A 24339-nucleotide genomic window follows, 5' to 3' on the forward strand; every position below is an offset into this window, starting at 1 on the left:
GTGCGACTGCTCCTTAAATGCGTTGTTCAATAATGCCGCCACCTAGACAAATTTCGTCAAGGTAGAAGACTGCTGATTGGCCGGGTGTTACTGCGATCTGTGGTTCATCAAAGATGACTTTGATGTTCTCATCATCGATTGGCAAGATAGTACAAGGGATATCTTGCTGACGGTAACGTGTTTTCACCGTACATTTCAGTGGTTCACGAATTGGCTGACGATCAACCCAATGCAGTTGTGAAGCCACTAAACCTTCTGATTTTAGGCGAGGGTGATCTTTACCTTGGCCTACAATTAAAACGTTACGTTTCACATCTTTATCAACTACGTACCAAGCGTCTTCTAAGCCGTTTCCGCCTTTTTGTCCGCCAATATGTAGGCCTTTACGTTGACCTAGTGTGTGGTACATCAAGCCTTGGTGTTCGCCAATGACTTTACCTTCGTCAGCCGTTTCGATTTTGCCAGGCTGCGCAGGTAAGTACTTACCTAAGAATTCAGTAAACTTACGCTCACCGATGAAACAAATACCGGTTGAATCTTTTTTCTTGGCTGTGATCAGGTCTTGCTCTTCTGCAATACGGCGAACTTCAGGTTTTTCTAGTTCACCAACAGGGAATAGGCTACGAGAAATTTGCTCATGGCTTAGTGTGTATAAGAAGTAGCTTTGATCTTTGTTGTTATCAACACCACGTAGCATCTGAGGTTTATCACCTTCAGTAGTTGGGAAACTACGGCGTGTGTAGTGACCCATCGCGATGTAATCGGCTTCTAGAACTTCGTCTGCAAATTCTAAAAACGCTTTAAATTTGATTTCTTTATTACAAAGAATATCTGGGTTAGGGGTACGGCCAGCCTTGTATTCTTCAAGGAAGTATTCAAAGACGTTGTCCCAGTATTCAGCTGCAAAGTTAATGGTGTGCAGTTGAATGCCCAGTTTGTCACATACAGCTTGTGCGTCAGCCAGGTCTTCTGCAGCAGAGCAGTATTCCTCGTTATCATCTTCTTCCCAGTTCTTCATGAACAGGCCTTCAACCTGATAACCTTGTTGAAGGAGTAGGTAAGCGGATACCGATGAATCAACGCCGCCGGACATACCGACTATGACTTTTTTTGGGCTGTTATCTGACATATTTCTCTTCAGTCGCTAATAAGTGTTAAGAGCGTAATTCTAACAGAAAGCAATCTGACGAAACAGACTACGATATGAATCACACTTTCATTATTGGCTTCTTTTTACGCTGTTATCAGCAGTAGTACAGCAAGAACGTGCTTTTCATTAGGAAATTAGCGTTTCAGCGCTAGCTATAGATATAAGCTAAAAGATTGAAACAGACTTTTAGTCTAGCTAGGCAAACGTTTGCTATTTGCGGCAATAATAGAGTAACTGAGTGTAAAAAGGTAGTGTTTTATCTACGGTGCCACAGGGTTTTGTGGTTATTTAAGCGGTAATGTTGAAAGGGATAGGGGATTGACTAAGTCTGAAAAAGATTATTGATCTGACTTAGTCATTAATGCGCTTTTATTGCGAAGATGGCAGTGTGACCTCTCGCCATTCGCCAGGAGCAAGATCATCAACTGTCCATTGCGCCATTTTGTAGCGGATCAGACGAAGTGTCGGGTGATTGATGTGTGCTGTCATACGACGAACCTGACGGTTACGGCCTTCTTGCAAGGTAATGGCTAACCAAGTGGTCGGCACATTTTTGCGTTCACGAATAGGTGGAACACGATCCCATATAGGAGGCTCGACCATGCGTTCAACTTCAGCTGGTAGTGTTGGTCCATCTTTTAGGGTTACACCATTACGTAGCGCGTCTAGTTGCTCATCGCTTGGCTCACCTTCTACTTGTGCCCAATAGGTTTTTGGAGACTTAGATTGTGGTTGAGTCAATCGAGCCTGCAAGATGCCATCATTGGTTAGCACTAGCAAACCTTCACTGTCTTTATCCAATCTTCCTGCTGGGTAAACGTCTTTTACAGGGATGAAATCAGACAGTGTTATATCGCCTTCTTCACCCGTAAATTGGGTCAGAACGTTGAAGGGTTTGTTAAATAAAATGATCTTTTGAGGGCCGCGAGGACGCTTCGGTTTATTGAGTTTTCTTGATGCTCTGCGCTCATTATTGGCACGTTGAGGTTGACGTGAGGTTGTATTTGGCTTCATAAATAGCGTGTTACTGGGTATTTAGTGATGATGACTCGCATATTATACGTGAAAATTCGTAGATTGGCGTGTCGTTAAAAAATCGAGTATGATTTGCGCGCATCTTACAAAAAGATAACAAATGGACGCTAGGAGATTTAAATGGATAGTAAAGTAGTTGTACCAGTTGAAGGTCAGAAAATTACGCTAGATTCTGAAGGCAAACTGGTTGTTCCTAACAACCCTGTCATTCCTTATATTGAAGGTGATGGTATTGGGGTTGATGTAAGCCCTGCAATGATCAAAGTAGTTGATGCGGCTGTCAACAAAGCCTATGCCGGTGACCGTAAGATTGAATGGATGGAAATCTACACGGGCGAAAAATCGACCCAAGTCTACGGTGAAGATGCATGGCTACCACAAGAAACATTAGACTTTATTCGTGATTATAAAGTTTCGATTAAAGGCCCACTGACAACGCCTGTTGGCGGTGGTATTCGCTCGTTGAATGTAGCATTACGTCAAGAGCTTGATTTATATATTTGTGCTCGCCCAGTACGTTACTTTGAAGGTGTTCCAAGCCCAGTTAAACAACCTGAGTTAACTGACATGGTTATCTACCGTGAAAACTCAGAAGATATTTACGCGGGTGTTGAATTCCAAGCGGGTACAAAAGAAGCTGATAAAGTGATTAAGTTCCTTCAAGACGAAATGGGTGCCACTAAAATCCGTTTCCCACAACAATGTGGTGTAGGCATTAAACCTATCTCTGAAGAAGGTACTAAGCGCCTAGTACGCGCAGCACTTCAGTATACAATCGATAATGATCGTGATTCATTAACGATTGTACACAAAGGTAACATCATGAAGTTCACCGAAGGTGCCTTCAAAGATTGGGGTTACGAAATTGCTGTTGAATTCGGTGCTGAGCTGCTTGATGGTGGCCCATGGATGACATTGAAAAATCCAAACACAGGCAAAGAAATTGTAATCAAAGACTGCATCGCTGATGCTTTCTTGCAGCAAATTCTTCTACGTCCAGCAGAATACGATGTTATCGCAACCATGAACCTTAATGGTGACTACATTTCTGATGCACTAGCTGCGCAGGTTGGTGGTATCGGTATCGCACCGGGTGCGAACATTGGCGATGGTGTTGCATTGTTTGAAGCAACACACGGTACTGCGCCTAAGTATGCAGGCCAAGACAAAGTGAACCCTGGTTCATTGATTCTTTCTGCTGAAATGATGCTTCGCCACCTAGGTTGGACTGAAGCGGCAGATTTGATCATTAGCTCAATGGAAGCTGCGATCAGTAATAAGACAGTAACTTATGATTTTGAGCGCCTAATGGAAGGTGCAACACTGCGTAAGTGTTCTGAATTTGCTGACGATATGATTGAGCACATGTAATTAATCACTGATTATATGTCGAGAAACCTCAGCGTTATGCTGGGGTTTTTTTGATCTATCGTCAATTGTTAACAATAATGTTAATAGGTGTGATTTGTTTGTACTGCCAAATATTCAATTACTATTCATTGAATATTAATTTTTAGATTCAAAAAAGGTGAGCAAGATGCTCACCTTTAATACTGCCAGAGAGAAGACTACTTAGTGAGTTCACCTTCAACGGGAACGATTTCACTGGCATGGAAACCTTTAGGACCGGTTTCTATCGTATAGTTGACCTGCTGGCCCGCTTTAAGCGTACGATACCCATCCATTTGAATGGTAGAATAGTGTGCGAAGATATCGCCATCACCCTGCTCTGGACAAATGAACCCAAATCCTTTGGCGTTATTGAACCACTTAACTGTACCTGTTGCCATGCTTATACTTCCTTCTTCGCATTTCAGTTCCATTGAGCATTTAGTGTACAGGGGTGTCAAAGACTTGTCTTGCATACTAATGCTATTTTGATGCAGTTTATACCTACTACAGGTTACACTTTAGTAAATGAAGCTAGACAGTCAAGTGCATATTGTAACATCCCGATAAAATCTTATTTGTGTCGCTAAAAGCAGTAGGATGTTATTGAAATAATGAAATGAGAGTCATTTTCAATGATGATTTCCTAGTAAATATCGGACCGTTAATTTGGATATTTCGGGGATGTCTCAGGGGTGGTACATTCTGGGCTTATTCCGCAATATTAGCCTAGCGAGCATGGTACTTTCGCTTATAAAGCACTCGTGTTTTTTGATTATGCATACTGTTTGTACTTATGATCTGCGCTGAATCACCTCATAAGACTTTGAGCATGGTCATCTTAGATTTGCTGGAATACAATGTGTGCATTAGTCTCAGTATATAGGTAGGCAAAAGTGCTAGCGCTGCACTGATTGTTGGCAATAGAAATTGTTGAAAATTGTTGATTTTTGGTTTGTTTCTACCGAGCGTATAAGTTAGGTTTATGAGTAAGTTATATGAATGGGTTGTGCCTGAGTCTGATGTCTTAGATAAGGAAGAAGCTCAAGTAAAACCACCATCGATGTATAAGGTACTTATCAATAATGATGATTACACACCGATGGATTTTGTGATAGAAGTGTTACAGAAGTTCTTCTCCATGGATCTGGAGAAAGCAACACAGTTGATGCTTTCAGTGCATTATGAAGGAAAAGCTATTTGTGGCACCTTTACTGCCGAAGTCGCTGAAACAAAAGTGGCACAGGTAATGATGCACGCAAGAGAGCATGAACATCCGCTGTTGTGTACGATGGAAAAAGCCTAGCTTTTTCCGGCACGCCATTTTGAGTGGTATTTAGGGGAGGTGCCTATGCTAAACAAAGAACTTGAAGCTAGCTTGAATGGAGCATTCGCTCGAGCACGAGAGAAGCGCCATGAATTTATGACAGTCGAGCATCTGCTACTGGCATTGCTTGAGAACGCTTCAGCACAAGAGGCACTCATTGCTTGTCGTGCGGATTTGGATCAGCTTCGCAAAGAGCTTGATTCTTTTATCGAGCAAACCACGCCTCTTATCCCTGCTGATGATGAGAGCCGAGAAACCCAACCTACACTCAGCTTCCAGCGTGTACTTCAACGTGCTGTTTTCCATGTTCAGTCTTCTGGTCGAAGTGAAGTAACTGGGGCCAATGTCCTTGTTGCGATTTTCAGTGAACAGGAATCTCACGCTGCTTACTTGCTTAAGAAAAGTGACATTAGCCGCCTTGATGTTGTTAACTTTATTTCTCACGGTACCGTGAAAGATAGTGACAACGATGATATGGGTGGGGCAGATGTTGGTGGTGAAGAAGTTCGCGCAGAACAAAACTCTGAAGATAAATTAGAGAACTTCGCAACGAACCTCAATCATCTTGCAAAAGCGGGGGGGATTGACCCATTAATTGGTCGAGATGGTGAACTTGAACGTACGGTTCAAGTGCTGTGTCGTCGCCGTAAGAATAACCCATTGTTAGTTGGTGAAGCGGGTGTCGGTAAAACGGCTATCGCGGAAGGATTAGCATGGCGTATTGTTGAAGGCCAAGTGCCTGATATCATCAAAGACTGTGTTATTTACTCACTGGATATTGGTTCGCTATTGGCGGGCACGAAATACCGTGGTGATTTCGAGAAACGTTTCAAAGGTATTTTGAAGCAACTTGAAAAAGAAGAACATGCGGTATTGTTCATTGATGAGATCCACACGATTATCGGTGCTGGTGCGGCTTCTGGCGGTCAAGTTGATGCGGCTAACTTAATTAAGCCATTGCTTAGTAGTGGTAAATTACGCTGCATGGGCTCGACGACTTATCAAGAGTACAGCAATATTTTTGAGAAAGAGCGTGCCTTGTCTCGCCGTTTCCAAAAAATTGATGTGATTGAACCATCGCTTGATGACACCACTAAGATTTTGATGGGCTTGAAGCCAAAATACGAAGCACACCATGAGGTGCGTTTTACCAATAAAGCGATTCGTGCTGCGGTAGAGCTTTCAGCGAAATACATTAATGAGCGTCATCTGCCTGATAAGGCGATTGATGTAATTGATGAAGCGGGTGCCCGTTGTCGTCTTGCTCCTGCTAGCCGTCGAAAGAAAACGGTGAATGTGAGTGACATTGAGGCAATGATCGCCAAAATGGCACGTATTCCAGAGAAATCGGTTTCTTCAAGTGATCGCGATGTACTGAAAAACCTTGATAGCAAACTGAAGATGCTGGTGTTCGGACAAGATCCCGCAATTAACGTACTCACAGAAGCCATTAAACTAAGCCGTGCCGGTTTAGGGGCAGACAATAAGCCTGTTGGTTCATTCTTGTTTGCGGGCCCTACAGGGGTAGGTAAAACAGAAGTGACCGTTCAGCTTGCACGTACTTTAGGCATTGAGCTACTGCGCTTTGATATGTCTGAGTATATGGAACGTCACACAGTGAGTCGCTTGATTGGTGCACCTCCGGGCTATGTTGGTTACGATCAAGGTGGTCTGTTAACCGATGCTGTTATCAAACAACCTCATTCTGTTGTGTTGCTTGATGAAATCGAAAAAGCACACCCAGATGTATTTAATTTGCTATTGCAAATTATGGATAACGGTACGCTAACAGATAACAATGGCCGTAAAGCTGACTTCCGTAATGTTATTTTCGTGATGACAACCAATGCGGGTGTAACGGAAACAGTACGTAAATCGATTGGTCTGATTCAGCAAGATCACAGTCACGATGCAATGGCGGAAATTAAGCGCGTATTTACGCCTGAATTCCGTAACCGTTTAGATAACATCATTTGGTTTAATCACCTTGAAAAAGATGTTATTCACCAAGTGGTTGATAAGTTCATTGTTGAGTTACAAGCACAGCTTGATGCACGCGGTGTTTCAATGGAAGTGTCTGAAGTCGCTCGTCAGTGGTTATCTGATAAAGGCTACGATAAAGCGATGGGTGCGCGTCCAATGGCACGTGTTATCCAAGAGAACCTTAAAAAACCAATGGCAAACGAGTTATTGTTTGGTTGCCTAACTAACGGTGGTTCGGTACGTGTTGATTTAGTGAATGATGAGCTAGATTTCCAATTCAGTAGTGAAATGGAACCTGCACACTAATCTCCACTTATTAAGCTAAGTGATCTTTTCGTTAGAAATAAAATAACCGCCAATTGGCGGTTATTTTTTATCTAAACTTACGCGTTTCGCTATTTATCTGCGGTTAGCGCTGACTAGCCCAAAGGTGCAGTAAATCTGTTGCGATAGTCGCTGCCGCTAATGCTGTCATGTCGGCATGATCGTAGGCTGGTGCAACTTCTACTACATCCATGCCAATCAAGTTAATGCCTTGTAAGCCACGAATGATTTTCAGTGCTTTATCAGACGTTAAGCCACCGCAAACCGGTGTACCAGTTCCCGGAGCAAAAGCAGGATCGAGGCAATCAATATCAAATGTTAAGTAAACAGGGCGATCGCCGACGGTTTGCTTAATATTTTCGACAATTTGCTCAACAGACCAATCATTAGCTGTGCCAGCATCAATCACATTAAAACCCAGAGTGTTGTCATAATCAGTACGAATACCAATTTGCACTGAGTGCTTAGGATCGATCAAACCTTCGTTTGGTGCATGATAAAACATGGTGCCGTGATCGTACTGACTACCCATATCATAGGTATCTGTGTGCGCGTCGAAATGGATCAGTGCCATTTCGCCGTGTTTTTTAGCATGCGCACGTAGCAAAGGCAGCGTGACAAAGTGATCACCGCCAAATGTCAGTAAGGTTTTACCTTGCTCTATCAAGCTGGAGGCATGCTGTTCTAGGCGTTCGCACATTTGGCCTGCATCACCACAGTCAAAAACAAGATCACCGCAATCAGCCATGCTAATTTTGTCTGTCAGCGAAAAAGACCAAGGCCAGCGCTTCCCTTCCCATGCAAGGTTGGTTGAAATTTGGCGAATAGCGCCAGGCCCCATACGGCTGCCAGAACGGCCCGTCGTCGCCATATCAAATGGCACACCAGTAATGATGACATCTGCATCTGATGTTTGCGGATTAAAATCTAACGGCTGGCGTAAAAAGCCAAAGGCATTGGCATACAGTGAGTAATCAGGGTGTGTGGCTAGTGTTGCCATAGTAAAACTCCTAACAGCTCGAACCTACGATTCGAGCTGTGTTAAACATGTTGTCAGTGACGGCTTTAAGCGCTGAGAATCGAGCGAATCACTCTCACTCTAGATAGGTGTAACCTTTTAGGCCTTCAGCCAGCTCTGCCAGAATAGTTTCATGTTCGTCTTCTGGTAGATGCTGTTTTACCATCAGCTCATATTGGTGTAGGAACTGCTCTGAATCAAGGTGTACATAACGAAGTACATCACCCACACTGTCACCACGTACTATTTGCTCTATGTCGTAGCTACCTTCCGCGTTACAACGAACAATTGCAGTATCAGTATCGCCAAATAAGTTGTGCATGTTGCCCAGCACTTCTTGGTAGGCACCTACCATGAAAAAGCCTAAGCGGTATGGCGATTCATCGGTCCATGTTGGTACAGCGAGTGTACTTTCAATGCCTTGGCCTTCTACATACTGATCGATTGCACCGTCTGAATCACACGTCACGTCAAGAATCACAGCGCGACGCTCAGGCTCTTTGTCCAATTTACTTAGCGGTAGAACAGGGAAAATCTGATCGATCCCCCATGCATCTGGCAGTGATTGGAATAGTGAAAAGTTCACAAAGAACTTATCAGCTAAACGCTCGTGCATTTCGTCTAATAATGGGCGGTGTGCACGGTTTTTAGTCGATAGTCGTTTTTCAAGCTCGTAGCATAAACGTAAGCTGATTTGTTCAGCCCACGCACGTTCTGTAAAGTTCAACATACCCATGGCAAACTGAGTGTGTACTTCAGCAAGATCGCTTTGGTTGTCATGGTAAATTTCAACCAGCGAACGGTGATCGCTCAGTGCTTTCAGATCCTGCCAAGAATTCCACATGTTATGTAGGATCAGTGGTGCTGACGCTTCTGGCGGGTATACAGACTCTTGTTTATAGCTTTCAACGCCGACAACATCAGTGATGAGTACAGCATGGTGAGCCGTTAAGTTACGGCCTGATTCAGAGATGATTCGTGGCATACGAATGTCATACTCTTTACAGATGTCACCAAGGGTATAAACCACGTTATTCGCGTATTCACGTAAGCTGTAGTTCATTGAGCAGCTACTTTGGCTACGTGTTCCTTCATAGTCCACGGCCAAACCACCACCCACATCAACGGTGGTAATCCCAGCGCCTAGTTTGCACAATTCGGCATAGACACGGCCAGCCTCACCCACACCATTGCGTACATCGCGAATATTGGCGATTTGAGAGCCTAGGTGGAAATGCAATAGCTGTAAGCAGTCTTGCATGTCGTTGTCGCGAAGTGTGTTGATCACTGTCAGCACTTGAGAGGCTGATAGACCAAACTTAGACTTCTCGCCACCGCTTGCTTGCCATTTGCCTTTACCTTGAGAGGAAAGGCGTGCGCGTAAACCTAAGCGAGGTCTTACGCCTAATGCTTCAGCCTCTTGCATGACGGTGTGCAGTTCAGATAGCTTTTCTAGAACAATGTAAACTTCGTGACCGAGTTTTTCACCAATTAGCGCTAAGCGGATATATTCACGATCTTTATAGCCGTTACAAACAATCACTGAACTTGCTTGTTGTGCCATTGCTAGCACCGCCATCAATTCAGGTTTGCTGCCAGCTTCTAATCCAAGTTGACGCTGCTGTTTAGCATATTGGCTTGCTAAAATTTCACTAACGACGGCATCTTGTTGGTTCACTTTAATAGGGTAAACCGCAAGATATTCACCTTGGTAGCCATAGTGTTCGATTGCTTGGTTAAAGGTCGAACATAGGCTGTCCACCCGATGATGCAAAATATCAGGGAAACGAACTAATACCGGTAATGATGCGCCTTTGGCAATAAGCTCATCAGCCAGTTGTGAGAGGGCAACGGTATTGTTCGGGTTGAGATTGTCAGGCTTTGCAATAACTTCACCTTGAGCGTTAATGTCAAAGTAGCCTTGACCCCAGTAAGGGGTGTTGTAGACGTCACGTGCATCATTGATAGACCAATCACTCATGTTTTTTCCTCGATCAGTGATTGCGGGCAAGCAGCAGGCGTTAATGACAGTTGTCGTAATTTGATTATTAGGCTGCAAGCACCAAGTTGATAAGATTCATCAGGCGAGCGAAAGAGCATATCTATTTGAAAAATAATATGTATCGCAAGCTGAATGAAACCGATTAAGCCATATTGACTAAGCTAACTGAGCCCTTTGACTTCGCCTGAGCGATGTCCTTTTTTTTCGACGGGTAACAGAAGTCGATGGCGTTAGCATAACTTTTTGAGAGGGAATATTGGCTGCGTTATCGCAAACGGTCACTAGGCTCAGTTGTACTAGTGCATCGTGGATTGCGAGAGGTTTCATTAGCATTCCTACATGGCCGTGCTGTAAATAGGTTCACGGTATGAAAGAAAGATGAGGTTCATGGCTGAACCCGTCTACACCTCGGTTGAAAAATTAGGGATACAACTGGGTGCGATGCGATTAAACAACCGAATACAATATGAGGCAAATAAAATAATTTTATCGTCGTGATGAGGGATTTTTATGATGAAGCTGAAGGGGCGAAAATAGGGCGGTAACAAGAGAATGGTGCTATTTTTTAGATAAATAAAACCCAGCATAGTGCTGGGTTCCATCTGTATTCTTTAATCTATAAAAGATTAACGAGCACGGAAGACGATACGGCCTTTAGTCAGGTCGTATGGAGTCAGTTCCACAGTTACTTTGTCGCCAGTAAGAATACGGATATAGTTTTTACGCATTTTACCAGAGATGTGAGCGGTTACAACGTGACCGTTTTCTAGCTCAACGCGGAACATTGTGTTAGGTAGTGTATCAAGTACAGTACCTTGCATTTCAATTACGTCTTCTTTTGCCATTGAATCCTCTTAGGCTACCAGCCATGCTTCTGATCGGGCTGGATAATGCCTCGAAACTGTTTAAGTGTAAAGTTTAGGTCGCAATTTTACCCTTGCAGGGATCCTTTGTCAGCTTTTGTTCTGGATTAATACGGATTTATTTATCTTTTTGTGTAAATAGAGCCCGTAGTTACAACCTAAAAATGTATGAGAGCACGAAATTGCAGCTATACCATGCCTACTGAGACTGCCATTGTCCATCAATAAGTTTTTGATGAGGCTGGAAGCGAACTTTGTAATTCATGGCTTTACAGCCATCAATTTGGTATCCCGGATACAGCCAGCGACGACCTGTTTTTCGAGAATACTGGATTTGGAATAACACACAGAGCGTCCCCAAAGACAGGGTCGAATCGGGGTCGAAAAAGCTATATACCGCGCTTAGGGCATGTTCAAACACGTCAGTAACGGCAATCGCGATAAGCTTTTGGTCATCATAAACATGAAGGAATAAGCTATCCATCCATTCAGCCGTACTAAACTCAAAGAAATGTGCTTTGTTGGGTGGATACATAGATCCGTTTGCATGGCGTGCTGTGATGTATTTTTCGTATAGCGAGAACCAGTCGTCATCTAACTGAGGTTTAAATTCCCAGCGCAATTTTTTCATTTGATTAAGCTGGCGCTTCTGGCTTTTTGATGGTGAAAATAAAAAGCAATCGACACGCAAGGGGACGCAGGCCTGACAAGCGGAGCACATTGGCTTATAGATAGCTTTACCGCTGCGACGATAGCCTGAAGCGATAAGAAGCTGATAGCCATGAGGGCTAAACCAGTCTTGATCGATAACAACGCCAAGCTGCTCCCGTTGATTTGGTAGATAGTTACAATCTGAAGTCGGGGTTAGCCCAATACGAAAACTAAGATCATTCATGGTTACTCTGCTGGCAGCCTTAAAATTTGAGGAGTGAAACAGCCTGATTCAAGTATGGCAGTCTTTGCTTCTGCAAGGTGTGCCAAAAATGGTTCACGTTCGGATGTTGTTGCGCCAAGTGACTGCAAGTGATTGTTCATTATTTGGCAATCTACGAGTGAACCACCGTGAGCTTTAAAGTGTCTGATAAAGTACCAGAGAGCCATTTTTGAGGCGTTATCAGCGAGGGTAAACATAGACTCACCACAAAAGACTGAACCGACTTGAATTCCATACAGTCCGCCAACGAGTTGGTTATCTTGCCAAACTTCGACAGAATGGCAGTAACCATGTAAGTGCATTGTTTTATAGGCCGCTATCATATCAGGCATGATCCAAGTTTCATCTGGACCACGGCAAGCTGCGCACTGCTCGATAACCTGAGCACAGGCTCGGTTCAGGGTGATCTGGTAATCTGACTTACGAGCAAATTTACGCAAGCTTTTACTTGGCTGGAAACTGGTCGGGCAAAATACAGCGCGTGGCGCTGGGCTCCACCATAAAATGGGTTCACCTTCTGAATACCAAGGGAAGATACCTTGTTGATAGGCTGCCAGTAAGCGTTGAGGCGATAGATCACCCCCAAACGCGAGTAAGCCGTTCGGATCGTCAAGTGCGGTATGAGGGCTTGGAAATTGGGTTGTCGACAAACTCAGTTCGGGTAGATAAATGGCCATATAATCAAAGTAATAACTGTTAGTAGAGAAATTATATATGAGAAAGTTGTTAATGTTACTGCTAATCGTCCCTCTGACGTTGACGGCGGCTCCTTATAAGCGCAATGAAGCGCGTGCTGTGAATCAAATTGTATTTGGTAATGTGGATTCTGTACGTTATATCACGCAGCAAGAAGTGATTAACTCTCAGCATAGCGGTTGGGAAACCTTACTGGGTGGTGTGGTTGGTGGCTTGATTGGTAATCAGTTTGGCGGTGGTCGAGGGCGTGAGGTCGCGACAGCCGTTGGTGTTGTTGCTGGCGCCGGTTATGCACATAACCGCCAAAATACCCAGCAGGTGATTCAATACCGTTTGGTTGAACTTCTCATTAAAAGTGAAGATGGAAAATTCATTGATGTGATTCAAGATGTTGATCAGAGCATGATTTTCAACCGTGGTGACGAGGTGCGTATTCTGTATTTCAGTGATGGTGTGCGAGTGGATAAAACATACCCATAGCCTTTTTGTTGTTTATCCCTACAGGGCATGTATTACAAAAGTAAACGGGTAGCCACTGGCTACCCGTTTTTTATCGTTTCTATTAATCAGGTTTATCGACTAAAGGCGATCCCACAATTCAGTGTAGCGGCCATTACGCTCAAGTAGCGCTTGGTGCTTACCTTCTTCAATAATACTGCCTTCGTCCATTAAACAAATGTGATCCATCTGATCCAGGCCAACAAGGCGATGCGTAATAAAGAGCACTGTCTTATCTTTCGCGTGTTCCATTAATAAACGTAGGATTTGCTGCTCTGTACGACGGTCCAGTCCTTCTGTTGGCTCATCCAGTAATAGGATAGGTGCATCGTGTAAAAGCGCACGTGCAATGCCAATACGACGACGTTCACCACCAGAGATCTGACGTCCACCTTCTCCTAACCAAGTATCAAGTGCTTTATCTTCAAGTAACGTATCAAGACCAACGCGCTGAAGAGTTGCGGCTAATTCATCATCAGATGCACTTGGTTTCGCTAACAAGAGGTTTTCGCGTAGAGAACCATTGAAAACATCTACGCGTTGGCTGACCACGGTAATCGCATCACGCAGTGAAGCTTCATGCCACTTAGGTAATGCCACACCATCGATACTGATGTTGCCTTGTTGTGGATCCCAGCTACGCGTCAAGAGTTGTAGCAGGGTTGATTTACCACAACCAGTACGACCAAGTAGCGCCAGCTTTTGGCCAGCTTGTAGGCTAACCGATACTTGGTTTAGTACCGGTTTGTCACTACCGTAGTAGGTGTAGCTGATGTTATCGATAGTGACATCGCCACGCACAACCGCTTGGTGACCATTTGGATCAAACGGCGTATCTGGCGTGGCTTCAATGATTTCATTCAAACGACGCGCAGAGGTTAGGGTTTGTCCTAGGTACTGGAAGGCACCAGCGACAGGCATCATCATTTCGAAACTTGCCATAGTCGCGAACGCAACTAACGCGATGAATGGGTCGGGCATGTTGCCACCGACACCGTCAGCAGCTATCCATAGGATTAGCACTAATGTCCAACCCGTCGCAGCCATTAACATGCCATTGGCAAAACCGGTTAATGATGCCATTTTTCGTTGGGCATCTAACAAGCTGTCTTGCTCTAACTCGGCTTCTTGGCGGTAGCGCTTTTCAGCATTAAAGAGTAGTAGCTCCGCATGACCTTGTATCCAATCAAGCAGTTTTACTCGGTAGTTGGCTTTTGCCATGGTTAAGGCTTCACCGTTGGCTTTACCTAATCGGTAGAAGATAACGGGCAAGGCGAGCATCAAGCCAAGCAAGATGGCACCAAGAGTTAAGCCGATCGCCATGTCAAACCAGCATAAAAAGGCCGTAATCGAAATTAAGCCAATAACGCCAATCACTAATGGGCTGATTAATCGAAGGTAGACGTGGTCCATCGCATCGACATCGGCAACTAAACGGTTTAATAAATCAGCATCACGCAGATTCGTTTGACGACCTGGAATGAGTGGCGTTAATTTACGGAAGAAAAATAAACGTAAGTCAGCCAATAGCTTAAACGTGGCATTATGGCTGACGACGCGCTCGCCCCAACGCCCTGCCGTTCTTGCCATCGAGAAACCACGAACACCCGCACCCGGTAACATGTAGTTAAAGGTTTCGCGTGCAATGGTTAACCCTGCAATAGCTGACGCCGAAATAAACCAACCTGATAGCGTTAATAAGCTCATCGCCGCGAGTATGGTACCTAAACCAAGCAGCATGCCTAGAGTGAGTCCAAACCAGTGTTTACGGTAAAGTTTTAGGTAAGGGAGTAAATCACGCATCGAGATCCCTCATATCTTTGTTTGCTAACATTTCAGCAAGTAAACCTTGTTCGCGAATCATATCGAAATGACCATTTTGAACCAGTTGACCGTTCTCCATTACAAAGACACGATCCATCATCGATAGTTGATCAAGACGGTGGCTCACCATCAGTGTGGTTTGGCCACGTACCGCAATAGATAAACTATCGAGTACTAGGCGCTCGCTGTTTGCGTCTAGGCTGGCTGTCGGTTCATCAAGTAGCCAGAAAGCCCCGTTTTGTAACATGGCACGGGCAACGGCAATACGCTGAGCCTGACCGACAGATAAACCACCCGAGCGATCACCCACTATGTGTTGATCACCAAGTTCTAAACGGTCGATGAATTCATCGGCATAAGCTTGCTGTGTAACTTGGCGAACGTGTTCATCGGTCGCCAGCGGGTTACCCAGTGTTACATTGTCGCGAACAGTGCCGTGAACTAACATTGGGTTTTGGCCCACCCAGCTGATAGCTTGACGCCATTGGCTGTGATCCAATGCTTTGAGCTCAACCCCATTCACTTTTAGGCTACCACGGTAGGGTAGGAAACCTAATATCGCGTTTAATAAGCTGGTTTTACCTGCACCACTTGGGCCCACAAGCGCGACGTGCTCATTGGGTTTGATGGCAAAAGTGAGTGGACCTGTGAGTACTTGTCCTTCAGGACTTAATACTTCAAGTGCATTGGCTTCAATTTGAATGGTTTCAGGTGATGGTAAGTTATCAGTACCTTGTTCCATTTCGTCCGCTTCGGCATTTAAGAACTCAACAATCGACTCTGCCGCGCCAATTGCTTGCGCTTTAGCATGGTAGAAAGTGCCTAAATCACGTAACGGTTGGTAAAACTCAGGTGCCAAAACAAGCACAAATAAGCCAGTAAATAGGCTTAAGGGGATGCCATAAGTGCCGAAGTTAAGTTCACCGATAAAGGTGAAACCAAAGTAGACGGCAACCATAGCGACTGAGATTGAAGAGAAGAACTCTAATACCGCAGATGATAAGAACGCGAGGCGTAGTACTTCCATCGTACGCTTACGCAGCACATCTGATGCGACATGCAGATTCTCTGCTTCAGCTTCAGCTCGATTGAACAAACGAAGTGTCGACAGGCCTTGTAAACGGTCAAAAAAGTGGCCGGATAAACGCTGTAATGCTTTGAAGTTACGGCGGTTAGCATCAGCAGCGCCAAGCCCCACAAGAGCCATGAAAATGGGCACTAAAGGCGCGGTGATTAAGAAAATTAAACCAGCAGCCCAGTTGAGCGGAAACACAACGACCAAGATGGTGAGGGGAACCAATACCGCAATAGACATTTGTGGAATATAACGAGAGAAGAAATCTTGCATCTCTTCCACTTGCTCTAATACTAAACTGGCCCACGCACCCGCAGGTTTACCTTTAATATAGGCAGGGCCTAAATTATGTAGGCGTTGCATGATGAGTTGGCGAATATGGAGGCGAATTTTTTCGCCACAACGATAACCAAAGACTTCTCGTCCCCAGCTGCACGCTGCGCGTAAACCAACAACCGTGATTAAGCCGATGAAATGGCCGACTAATTCACTCTTGTCTGTGTGTTCAATAATGAGTTGATGAAGGATATGAGCCAGCAAAGCGGCTTGTCCAACTAGAAGCAACCCTGAGACAAAACCAAGGCCAACACTCAGCATCAACCAGCGTTTTGCTAGTTTACTTTGTGATTTTAGCCACTTGGTTAAATCGCGTTGTAATTGTTTATCCATAAAAAAAGGTTCTAAAAGCTATGGGCTGTTGATAAAAGGCAGGTTAGCAAGTCAAGACTCTGAGTGCCATGAGTGCAAACTGAGAATGACGAACTGAGTGCCAAAGCGCGATATAGCTGCGATTAATGATGCTGCTAATTGGATGTAATTAGTTTCATCATTAACGCAAAAAGGCTGCACAAGGCAGCCTATTCGGTATTCAGTTATTATTGTTGCTCGTCAAGCGCATCGAGGTAGCGTTCAGCGTCGAGTGCGGCCATGCAACCTGTACCCGCCGAGGTAATCGCTTGGCGGTAGGTATGGTCCATCACATCGCCAGCGGCAAATACACCCTCAACACTGGTTTGCGTTGCATTGCCTTGGGTACCTGACTGAACTTTGATGTAGCCATTTTCCATTTCAAGCTGGCCTGCAAAAATTGCAGTGTTTGGCTGGTGACCAATAGCAATAAATGCGCCCATGACTTCGATGGTTTCTGTGGCATCAGACTGGGTGTCTTTAATGCGAACAGCTGTTACACCCATGTCGTCGCCTAATACTTCATCAAGCGTACGGTCAGTGTGCAGAATAATATTACCGTTCTCAACTTTATCCATTAAACGCTTGATGAGGATTTTTTCAGAACGGAACGTATCACGGCGGTGAATGAGGTGAACTTCAGACGCAATGTTTGACAAGTAAAGTGCTTCTTCCACAGCGGTATTACCACCACCAACAACCGCGACTTTTTGGTTGCGGTAGAAGAATCCATCACAGGTTGCACAGGCTGATACACCGCGGCCTTTGAATGCTTCTTCAGACTCTAAGCCAAGGTATTTCGCTGATGCACCTGTAGAAATGATTAACGCATCACACGTGTACTCACCATTGTCACCTTTGAGGCGGAAAGGGCGTTGGCTAAAATCAGTTTCACTTATGTGATCAAAAATGATTTCAGTCTCAAACTTTTCAGCATGTTCTTTCATTCGATCCATTAATGCAGGGCCTGTTAAGCCTTCAGCATCACCTGGCCAGTTTTCCACTTCTGTTGTGGTCGTCAGTTGGCCGCCTTGCTGCATGCCAGTGATCATGACTGGATTAAGGTTCGCACGTGCTGCATAAACCGCTGCAGTATAGCCCGCAGGGCCAGAACCAAGGATGAGCAGATTACAGTGTCTTACGTTACTCATTTCTTCTCCAGGCTGAATGAGATAATTCTTATATGGTGAACGATTGTAGGTAAATTGTCGGTGTAAAGGAAGGACTTGGTGATAAGGGTTATCAATTCTATTAATAGATTCAGACTATCTTGCTAGCAGAGTGTAAAAAAAAGGATAAAAAAGCCTCATTTTACTGAGGCCTATCTAGAATATTTAGTTATAAGTTAATGCATACTTATAGCAACAGATGGGTCTGTATAGTGCAAATTGAATGCATCGGCCACTTCTTTACAGGTCACCTTGCCATACATGACATTCATGCCATTTATGAATCCATCATCTTCTAATAATGCTTTTTTATAGCCTTTTTCCGCCAGCTTAATGACATAAGGTAGGGTCGCGTTATTGAGCGCGAAAGTTGAGGTGCGTGCGACAGCGCCAGGCATGTTAGCAACACAATAATGTACCACGCCATTGATGATGTACGTTGGGTCGGTATGTGTTGTCGGGTGGGAGGTTTCAAAGCAACCACCTTGATCGATGGCGACATCCACTAAGGCAGAGCCAGCCTTCATTCTATCTATATGCTCAGCTGATATTAGCTTGGGTGCAGCAGCCCCTGGTATGAGTACAGCACCAATAATAAGGTCGGCAACAGGAACCAGTTTATCGATGGCTTCTCTCGTGGAATAAAGGACTTTTGCGCGGCCTTGAAATTCCTTATCTAAGGAGCGAAGGGTGTCTATATTTCGGTCTAAAATGGTCACGTCAGCACGCATTCCTACTGCCATGCGAGCAGCATTAGATCCCACAACACCGCCCCCTAGAATTACCACGTTAGCGGGTGAAACACCGGGAACGCCGCTTAATAATAATCCACGTCCACCGCTAGAATTCTCTAGTGTTTGGGCCCCTGCTTGGATGGACATTCTGCCAGCGACCTCAGACATAGGTGCTAATAGTGGTAATCTGCCGTATTTATCTGTTACTGTTTCGTAAGCGATGCAAATGGCTTTGCTTTGTATAAGTTCTTTGGTTTGAGGAAAATCAGGAGCGAGGTGAAGGTAGGTGAATAGTATCTGTCCTTCGCGAAGCATAGCTCTTTCTACTGCTTGAGGCTCTTTTACTTTGACAATCATCTCTGATCTGGTAAAAACTTCTTTAGCTGTAGAAATAATGGAAGCGCCTACAGCTTGGTAGTCTGCATCAACAAAGCCGATACCAATTGCTGCATTAGATTCAATAAGAACCTGGTGGCCGAGTAACACAAGTTCACGCACACTGGCTGGGGTTAACCCCACCCGATATTCGTGATTCTTTATCTCTTTGGGTACACCAATGATCATCCTGCTACTCCCGCTATATTATAGTGTGACGTGCTATTGAGAAGGTTATAAATGCGGATCTAATGGCAGTATAGTTTGACTACTAGAGTATTTGATTCTAAATATTAGAAAGATGTAGTATATTTTTTTGCAAGGAAGTAAGAAGGTGGAATAAAAAATGGTAGATACCAAAAAGAAACCATCCAAGGAATTGGATCGCATTGACCGTAACATTCTGAACGAACTACAGAAAGATGGCCGAATTTCAAACGTTGAGCTATCTAAACGTGTAGGTCTTTCACCAACGCCGTGTCTTGAGCGTGTACGCCGCCTAGAGCGACAAGCTTACATTAGCGGTTACACAGCACTGTTGAATCCTCAATTCCTTGACGCGTCTTTATTGGTGTTCGTTGAGATTACACTTAACCGTGGCACACCAGATGTGTTTGAAGAGTTTAATAAATCAGTGCAAGAGCTTGAAGGCATTCAAGAGTGCCATCTTGTATCTGGTGATTTTGACTACCTACTTAAAACACGTGTATGTGATATGTCTGCGTACCGTAAGTTATTGGGTGAAACCCTGTTGCGCCTTCCTGGTGTGAATGACACGCGTACATACGTAGTTATGGAAGAAGTGAAGCAAACTAACCATCTTGTGATTAAAACGCGTTAATCGTGTATTAATACCAAAGGTGTCGGTTTCTCTTTCAATACTCAAGCGGCCTCGGTCGCTTGAATTGTTTTTATCCCCCCCTTATCTTCATTTATGCCCCTTAGTTATGTGATATCGCTACCGCATTACCACAACGATAGATTTAATTGCTTTAAAATTCACCGATTATTCGCGTGTTTTAACAATTCCATGCGTTATTCCTCTCCATAAACGATTACAATAGACTGATCAGTTATCCAGTGGTTTTTCCCTTCATGGCGAGATCTGGTATAACATCGATACAGATAATATTCGTAAAATGTATTTTGCTAAGTCTGTTTCACTTGAAGCAATAAAAAACATAAATAACCCAGATAGTGTGACGGGAGTAGCCAGTAGCAATGACAATGGAGATTTCTTTGAGGAAGGTTAAAGGCAAGCAGTCAACGAAAATACGCCTAAGCGGTGTTCAGCGTTTACTGGAAAGCTTTCTTATAATTGCACTTTTTGCATCTATTTACATAATGGTCGCATTAGTCAGTTTTGACCCTGCCGATCCTTCGTGGTCGCAAACTGCATGGCAAGGTCCTGTTCAAAATAAAGCAGGCGCATTCGGTGCTTTTGTGGCGGATAGTTTGTTTTTTACTTTTGGCTCATTGGCGTATTCATTACCTGTCGCACTTATATTAGCTGCGTGGGTATTGTTCCGTCGACGCGGCGTTCGTGAACCGATTGATTTTATGATCTACGGAACACGGTTGCTGGGAATGCTGATTCTTTTCTTAGCGAGCTGCAGCCTTGCTGATCTTAATTTTGATGATATCTGGTATTTTTCTTCAGGGGGCGTGATAGGCGATGTTGTCTCGAACATGGCATTACCGCTGTTTAACCTGCTGGGTACCACTTTAGTCATGATGTTCTTGTGGGCGGTCGGCTTTACCCTGTTCACGGGGATATCGTGGCTTTCGATCGTCGATACCTTAGGTGAAAGTACGCTGGCTTCGATGGCATGGCTTTTAAATAAAGTACGCTCCGATCGTTCAGAAACATTAACGTCATTTGCTAAAGATGAACCATTTGCAGCCGAACCTAATGTGGCTGATTTACACCATATGGATAATCCTTTTGCGGGCCAAGGTCAGCAAGATTCAACACCTGATGCTGATGATGTTTTACTTGCATCAAATAGTCGCCCAGCGGCGATGCAAGGTGACGATAATCTATCCCATGCTCATTCAGCCGCTCAAGTTCAAACGCCAGTTACTTCGCAACAAGATGATGACTTACCGCGTATCGTGATTAACCCTCGTCCTGTTGTCGCAGTGGCGAGTACTGTTGCTGCGGCGCAAACAGAAGGTGCACAAGCCAGTACAATGGTGACTGAAACGCCAGTATACGCAGCGCCTACGCCTGTTGTGGCAGAGCAGACAGCAGAGCCGCAAGCTGTAGCTCCTGTAATGGCAGAAGCTACAGTCATGGCTGAAGAGCCAATGGCCGCTAATTCAACGGCGCAAGCGAAGGGGATGACCATCGCTCAGCTAGAGCAGCAGCTTGACCGTGATGAAAACTTCACCATGTATGTTGACGAACCTGAACAAACTGCAGTGCCTGCCTCGGAACCTGTTGTTAACGTAACTGAAGCGGTTGGTAATATAACTGAGAGTTACGCGGCAGAGCGTGTTGCAGCAGACGTGGTTGATAATACCCCTGCGTTTAATCAAGATTTTGGCGTTATTGAAACCGATGAGCCTGCACTTGAATTAACGCCAATGTCACCAGATTCGATTACTGCATCTTCTGCGGTATTAGCTGCACAAGCACAAGCCGTGAGTGAACCTGAAATTGCACCTACGTTTTCACCTGCTGAGCCTATACCAGAACCACAAGTGGCACCTACTGCTCACTCAATGGTTGTAGAGTCAGATCTGATTGAAGAGGCTGACTATGCGGCACAAGAATCACCAGTAAATATTGAAATTGGTGTTCATGATGGATTGTCAGAACTAGAACGGGCGCAGCAAAGCGATGCGGGGACATCTAATGGTGAGTTAGTTGATAGTGCTGCGGATGAGATGAGTGATGAAGATGCTTTCTTAAAGCGTATTCGTGATGCACAAAAAGAACAAGTACATGCCGCGGGGCTTGATAACCCATTCCTGATGAAATCAGAAGCGGATCTACCTGTACCCACTTCGCCATTGCCAACAATTGACTTACTTGCTCCTGCACGCCAAAACGTACAGCCAGCGACAGAAGAAGAGTTGATGCACACAGCGCGCCTTGTTGAATCAAAACTGGCAGATTACAAAATTAAAGCCAAAGTGGTTGGGGTGTACCCTGGCCCTGTTATAACTCGTTATGAGCTGGACTTAGCGGCGGGTGTAAAAGTTAGCCGTATTTCTGGCTTGGCAAAAGATTTGGCTCGTGCGCTATCTGCGACGGCGGTGCGTGTGGTTGAAGTTATCCCGGGCAAACCCTATATCGGTTTAGAGTTACCAAATGAGAACCGTGAAACCGTCTACATGTCGCAAGTGGTAGACAGCGATAAATTTAAAGAAATGAAAGGCGCATTGCCGATTGTATTGGGCTACGACATTGCGGGTGAAGCCGTTGTGGCCGACCTTTGCAAAATGCCTCACTTGCTGGTGGCGGGTACAACGGGCTCGGGTAAATCCGTGGGTGTGAACGTCATGATTGTCAGCTTGTTGTACAAATGTACCCCTGATGAGTGTCGTTTCATCATGATTGACCCGAAAATGTTGGAACTTTCTATCTATGAAGGTATCCCACACTTACTGACGGAAGTGGTTACCGACATGAAAGATGCGGGCAATGCCCTGCGTTGGTGTGTTGGTGAGATGGAGCGCCGTTACAAACTAATGGCAGCCGTTGGTGTCCGTAACCTTGCAGGCTTTAATGCTAAGCTCAAAGAAGCGGCAGAGGCAGGGCATCCAATTTACGATCCAATTTGGCAGCCTGGCGATAGCATGGATGAACATGCACCTTTGCTTGAAAAAATGCCAAGCATTGTTGTTATTGTTGATGAGTTTGCCGACTTAATGATGGTTGTGGGCAAGAAAGTTGAAGAGCTGATTGCGCGATTAGCGCAAAAGGCACGTGCCGCGGGTATTCACTTAGTCTTGGCGACCCAGCGCCCATCGGTTGATGTTATTACTGGCTTAATTAAAGCGAATATTCCGAGTCGTATGGCGTTTACCGTATCGACTAAAACGGACTCACGTACCATTCTGGATCAGGGTGGGGCTGAATCACTCCTTGGTATGGGTGATATGTTGTACTTACCTGCGGGCCAAAACCACCCTGTGCGTGTTCACGGTGCGTTTGCATCAGATGATGACGTACATAACGTGGTTAACGATTGGAAAGCCCGTGCGAAACCACAATACATTGACGGCATTCTAAATACCGATCAGGGAGCCGACGGTTTACTTCCGGGTGAAACGCCTGTTGCTGGCGATGATGATTTGGATCAGTTGTTCGATCAAGTTGCTGCGTTTGTAACTGAAACTCGCCGAGGTTCCGTTTCGGGCGTTCAACGTAAATTCAAGATTGGCTACAACCGAGCCGCTCGAATAGTTGAGCAACTTGAATCGCATGGCATTGTGAGTTCACCGGGGCATAATGGTAACCGTGAAGTACTTGCGCCAGCGCCACCACCACGAGATTAATAAGCAGAGCCTGCATTAAGACAATTCAGTTCAGGCCTGATTAGAGAAGGTTTAATAATGATTAAAAATACACTTGTGAAACGTCTATTGATTGGCCCGCTATTGATGGCACCGTTATTGATGACAACTGCCGCATGGGCGACGCCTCAGCAAGAATTAAGCACCAGACTCGATAAAGTGAATGCATTTAGTGCGTCTTTTGCCCAAAAGGTCGTGAGCCCTGAAGGGGATTTACTGGTTGAAGGTGAGGGGGATATGGCAATTAAACGCCCGAACCTTTTCCGTTGGAATACGTTGACACCTGACGAAAATATGCTGGTGTCAGATGGTAAAACCTTATGGTATTACAGCCCCTTCATTGAACAAGTCACGGCTATGTGGCTGAAAGATGCGACAGAGCAAACCCCGTTTGTCTTGCTCACTCGTAACAGTGATGCAGATTGGGCAAATTATAATGTTGCTCAAACAGCTGATACCTTTACGCTAACGCCTAAAGCAACCAATACTTCTATGGGGAAATTTGTACTCACTGTGGCTAAATCGGGTGAAGTACGAGGCTTCTCTGTGATCGAACAAGATGGTCAACGTAGCCAGTTTACATTTAGCCAATTTAAAAAGGCTGAACCTAAAGCGAGCATGTTTACCTTTGTGCCGCCTAAAGGCGTAGAGCTGGATGATCAACGTAACTAATTACGTGAACTCCCGTTCGTTAAGATTTATAGGTGGCCTCATGGGGTCACCTTTTGT

19 protein-coding genes are annotated in these 24339 nt (G+C 44.8%); 7 read left to right on the forward strand and 12 right to left on the reverse strand.

What is annotated here, in order from left to right; translation table 11 throughout:
- Positions 1 to 13: 13 nt before the first annotated feature.
- Together mnmA and OCU87_RS05530 are read right to left on the reverse strand one after the other, a co-directional pair.
- Positions 14 to 1129, reverse strand: a complete 1116-nt coding sequence (gene mnmA, locus OCU87_RS05525) for a tRNA 2-thiouridine(34) synthase MnmA (RefSeq protein ID WP_062688504.1) — start codon at positions 1127 to 1129, stop codon at positions 14 to 16.
- Between the two features lie 390 nt (positions 1130 to 1519).
- Positions 1520 to 2164, reverse strand: coding sequence for a pseudouridine synthase (locus OCU87_RS05530; RefSeq protein WP_094958709.1), 645 nt, complete (start codon positions 2162 to 2164; stop codon positions 1520 to 1522).
- A gap of 141 nt (positions 2165 to 2305) precedes the next feature.
- Between OCU87_RS05530 and icd the strand changes: the two genes are divergently transcribed.
- Entirely contained in the window at positions 2306 to 3556 is a 1251-nt protein-coding gene (gene icd, locus OCU87_RS05535; protein ID WP_261857969.1) for an NADP-dependent isocitrate dehydrogenase, read from the forward strand.
- A gap of 197 nt (positions 3557 to 3753) precedes the next feature.
- Here the strand turns inward: icd and cspD are convergent, their stop codons facing one another.
- Positions 3754 to 3975, reverse strand: coding sequence for a cold shock domain-containing protein CspD (gene cspD, locus OCU87_RS05540; RefSeq protein ID WP_062688509.1), 222 nt, complete (start codon positions 3973 to 3975; stop codon positions 3754 to 3756).
- 584 nt (positions 3976 to 4559) lie between these two features.
- Here cspD and clpS point away from each other — a divergent pair.
- Complete coding sequence (gene clpS / locus OCU87_RS05545) at positions 4560 to 4880, forward strand: ATP-dependent Clp protease adapter ClpS (protein ID WP_094957116.1); 321 nt, start codon at positions 4560 to 4562, stop codon at positions 4878 to 4880.
- A 45-nt stretch (positions 4881 to 4925) separates the two neighbouring features.
- Complete coding sequence (gene clpA, locus OCU87_RS05550) at positions 4926 to 7190, forward strand: ATP-dependent Clp protease ATP-binding subunit ClpA (protein WP_094957117.1); 2265 nt, start codon at positions 4926 to 4928, stop codon at positions 7188 to 7190.
- A gap of 103 nt (positions 7191 to 7293) precedes the next feature.
- Here clpA and speB read toward each other — a convergent pair whose 3' ends face one another.
- The 5 genes from speB to aat all read right to left on the reverse strand — a co-directional run bounded on the left by speB (position 7294) and on the right by aat (position 12702).
- Positions 7294 to 8208 carry an agmatinase gene (gene speB, locus OCU87_RS05555; RefSeq protein ID WP_261857970.1) on the reverse strand — a complete coding sequence of 305 codons (915 nt, stop codon included), beginning with the start codon at positions 8206 to 8208 and terminating at the stop codon, positions 7294 to 7296.
- Between the two features lie 94 nt (positions 8209 to 8302).
- Entirely contained in the window at positions 8303 to 10207 is a 1905-nt protein-coding gene (gene speA, locus OCU87_RS05560; RefSeq protein WP_261857971.1) for a biosynthetic arginine decarboxylase, read from the reverse strand.
- A 647-nt stretch (positions 10208 to 10854) separates the two neighbouring features.
- Positions 10855 to 11073, reverse strand: a complete 219-nt coding sequence (infA, locus tag OCU87_RS05565) for a translation initiation factor IF-1 (RefSeq protein ID WP_005298441.1) — start codon at positions 11071 to 11073, stop codon at positions 10855 to 10857.
- Positions 11074 to 11290: 217 nt separating this feature from the next.
- Positions 11291 to 11986 carry an arginyltransferase gene (locus OCU87_RS05570; RefSeq protein ID WP_094957120.1) on the reverse strand — a complete coding sequence of 232 codons (696 nt, stop codon included), beginning with the start codon at positions 11984 to 11986 and terminating at the stop codon, positions 11291 to 11293.
- A gap of 2 nt (positions 11987 to 11988) precedes the next feature.
- Entirely contained in the window at positions 11989 to 12702 is a 714-nt protein-coding gene (aat, locus tag OCU87_RS05575; RefSeq protein ID WP_062688515.1) for a leucyl/phenylalanyl-tRNA--protein transferase, read from the reverse strand.
- Between the two features lie 37 nt (positions 12703 to 12739).
- Between aat and OCU87_RS05580 the strand changes: the two genes are divergently transcribed.
- Positions 12740 to 13201, forward strand: a complete 462-nt coding sequence (locus OCU87_RS05580; RefSeq protein ID WP_062688517.1) for an outer membrane lipoprotein — start codon at positions 12740 to 12742, stop codon at positions 13199 to 13201.
- Positions 13202 to 13300: 99 nt separating this feature from the next.
- Here OCU87_RS05580 and cydC read toward each other — a convergent pair whose 3' ends face one another.
- The 4 genes from cydC to ald form a co-directional block, all read right to left on the reverse strand.
- Entirely contained in the window at positions 13301 to 15022 is a 1722-nt protein-coding gene (cydC, locus tag OCU87_RS05585; RefSeq protein WP_261857972.1) for a heme ABC transporter ATP-binding protein/permease CydC, read from the reverse strand.
- Positions 15015 to 16787, reverse strand: a complete 1773-nt coding sequence (gene cydD / locus OCU87_RS05590; protein ID WP_261857973.1) for a heme ABC transporter permease/ATP-binding protein CydD — start codon at positions 16785 to 16787, stop codon at positions 15015 to 15017. The genes cydC and cydD overlap by 8 nt, the downstream gene beginning before the upstream one ends.
- 206 nt (positions 16788 to 16993) lie before the next feature.
- A complete protein-coding gene (gene trxB, locus OCU87_RS05595) occupies positions 16994 to 17956 on the reverse strand; it encodes a thioredoxin-disulfide reductase (RefSeq protein WP_094957123.1) in 963 nt (320 codons plus the stop codon).
- 194 nt (positions 17957 to 18150) lie between these two features.
- Positions 18151 to 19272: an alanine dehydrogenase gene (ald, locus tag OCU87_RS05600; protein ID WP_062688519.1), complete on the reverse strand. Its 1122-nt coding sequence runs from the start codon at positions 19270 to 19272 to the stop codon at positions 18151 to 18153.
- A 157-nt stretch (positions 19273 to 19429) separates the two neighbouring features.
- Between ald and lrp the strand changes: the two genes are divergently transcribed.
- The 3 genes from lrp (at position 19430) to lolA (ending at position 24282) form a co-directional block, all read left to right on the forward strand.
- Complete coding sequence (lrp, locus tag OCU87_RS05605; RefSeq protein WP_048896983.1) at positions 19430 to 19924, forward strand: leucine-responsive transcriptional regulator Lrp; 495 nt, start codon at positions 19430 to 19432, stop codon at positions 19922 to 19924.
- 398 nt (positions 19925 to 20322) lie between these two features.
- The gene (locus OCU87_RS05610) at positions 20323 to 23592 is read left to right on the forward strand and encodes a DNA translocase FtsK 4TM domain-containing protein (protein WP_261857974.1); all 3270 of its coding nucleotides are present in this window, start codon (positions 20323 to 20325) and stop codon (positions 23590 to 23592) included.
- Positions 23593 to 23649: 57 nt separating this feature from the next.
- Positions 23650 to 24282: an outer membrane lipoprotein chaperone LolA gene (gene lolA, locus OCU87_RS05615; protein WP_094957124.1), complete on the forward strand. Its 633-nt coding sequence runs from the start codon at positions 23650 to 23652 to the stop codon at positions 24280 to 24282.
- The last annotated feature ends 57 nt before the right edge of the window (positions 24283 to 24339 follow it).

The sequence above is a fragment of the Photobacterium sanguinicancri genome, assembly GCF_024346675.1.
Lineage (GTDB): Bacteria > Pseudomonadota > Gammaproteobacteria > Enterobacterales > Vibrionaceae > Photobacterium > Photobacterium sanguinicancri.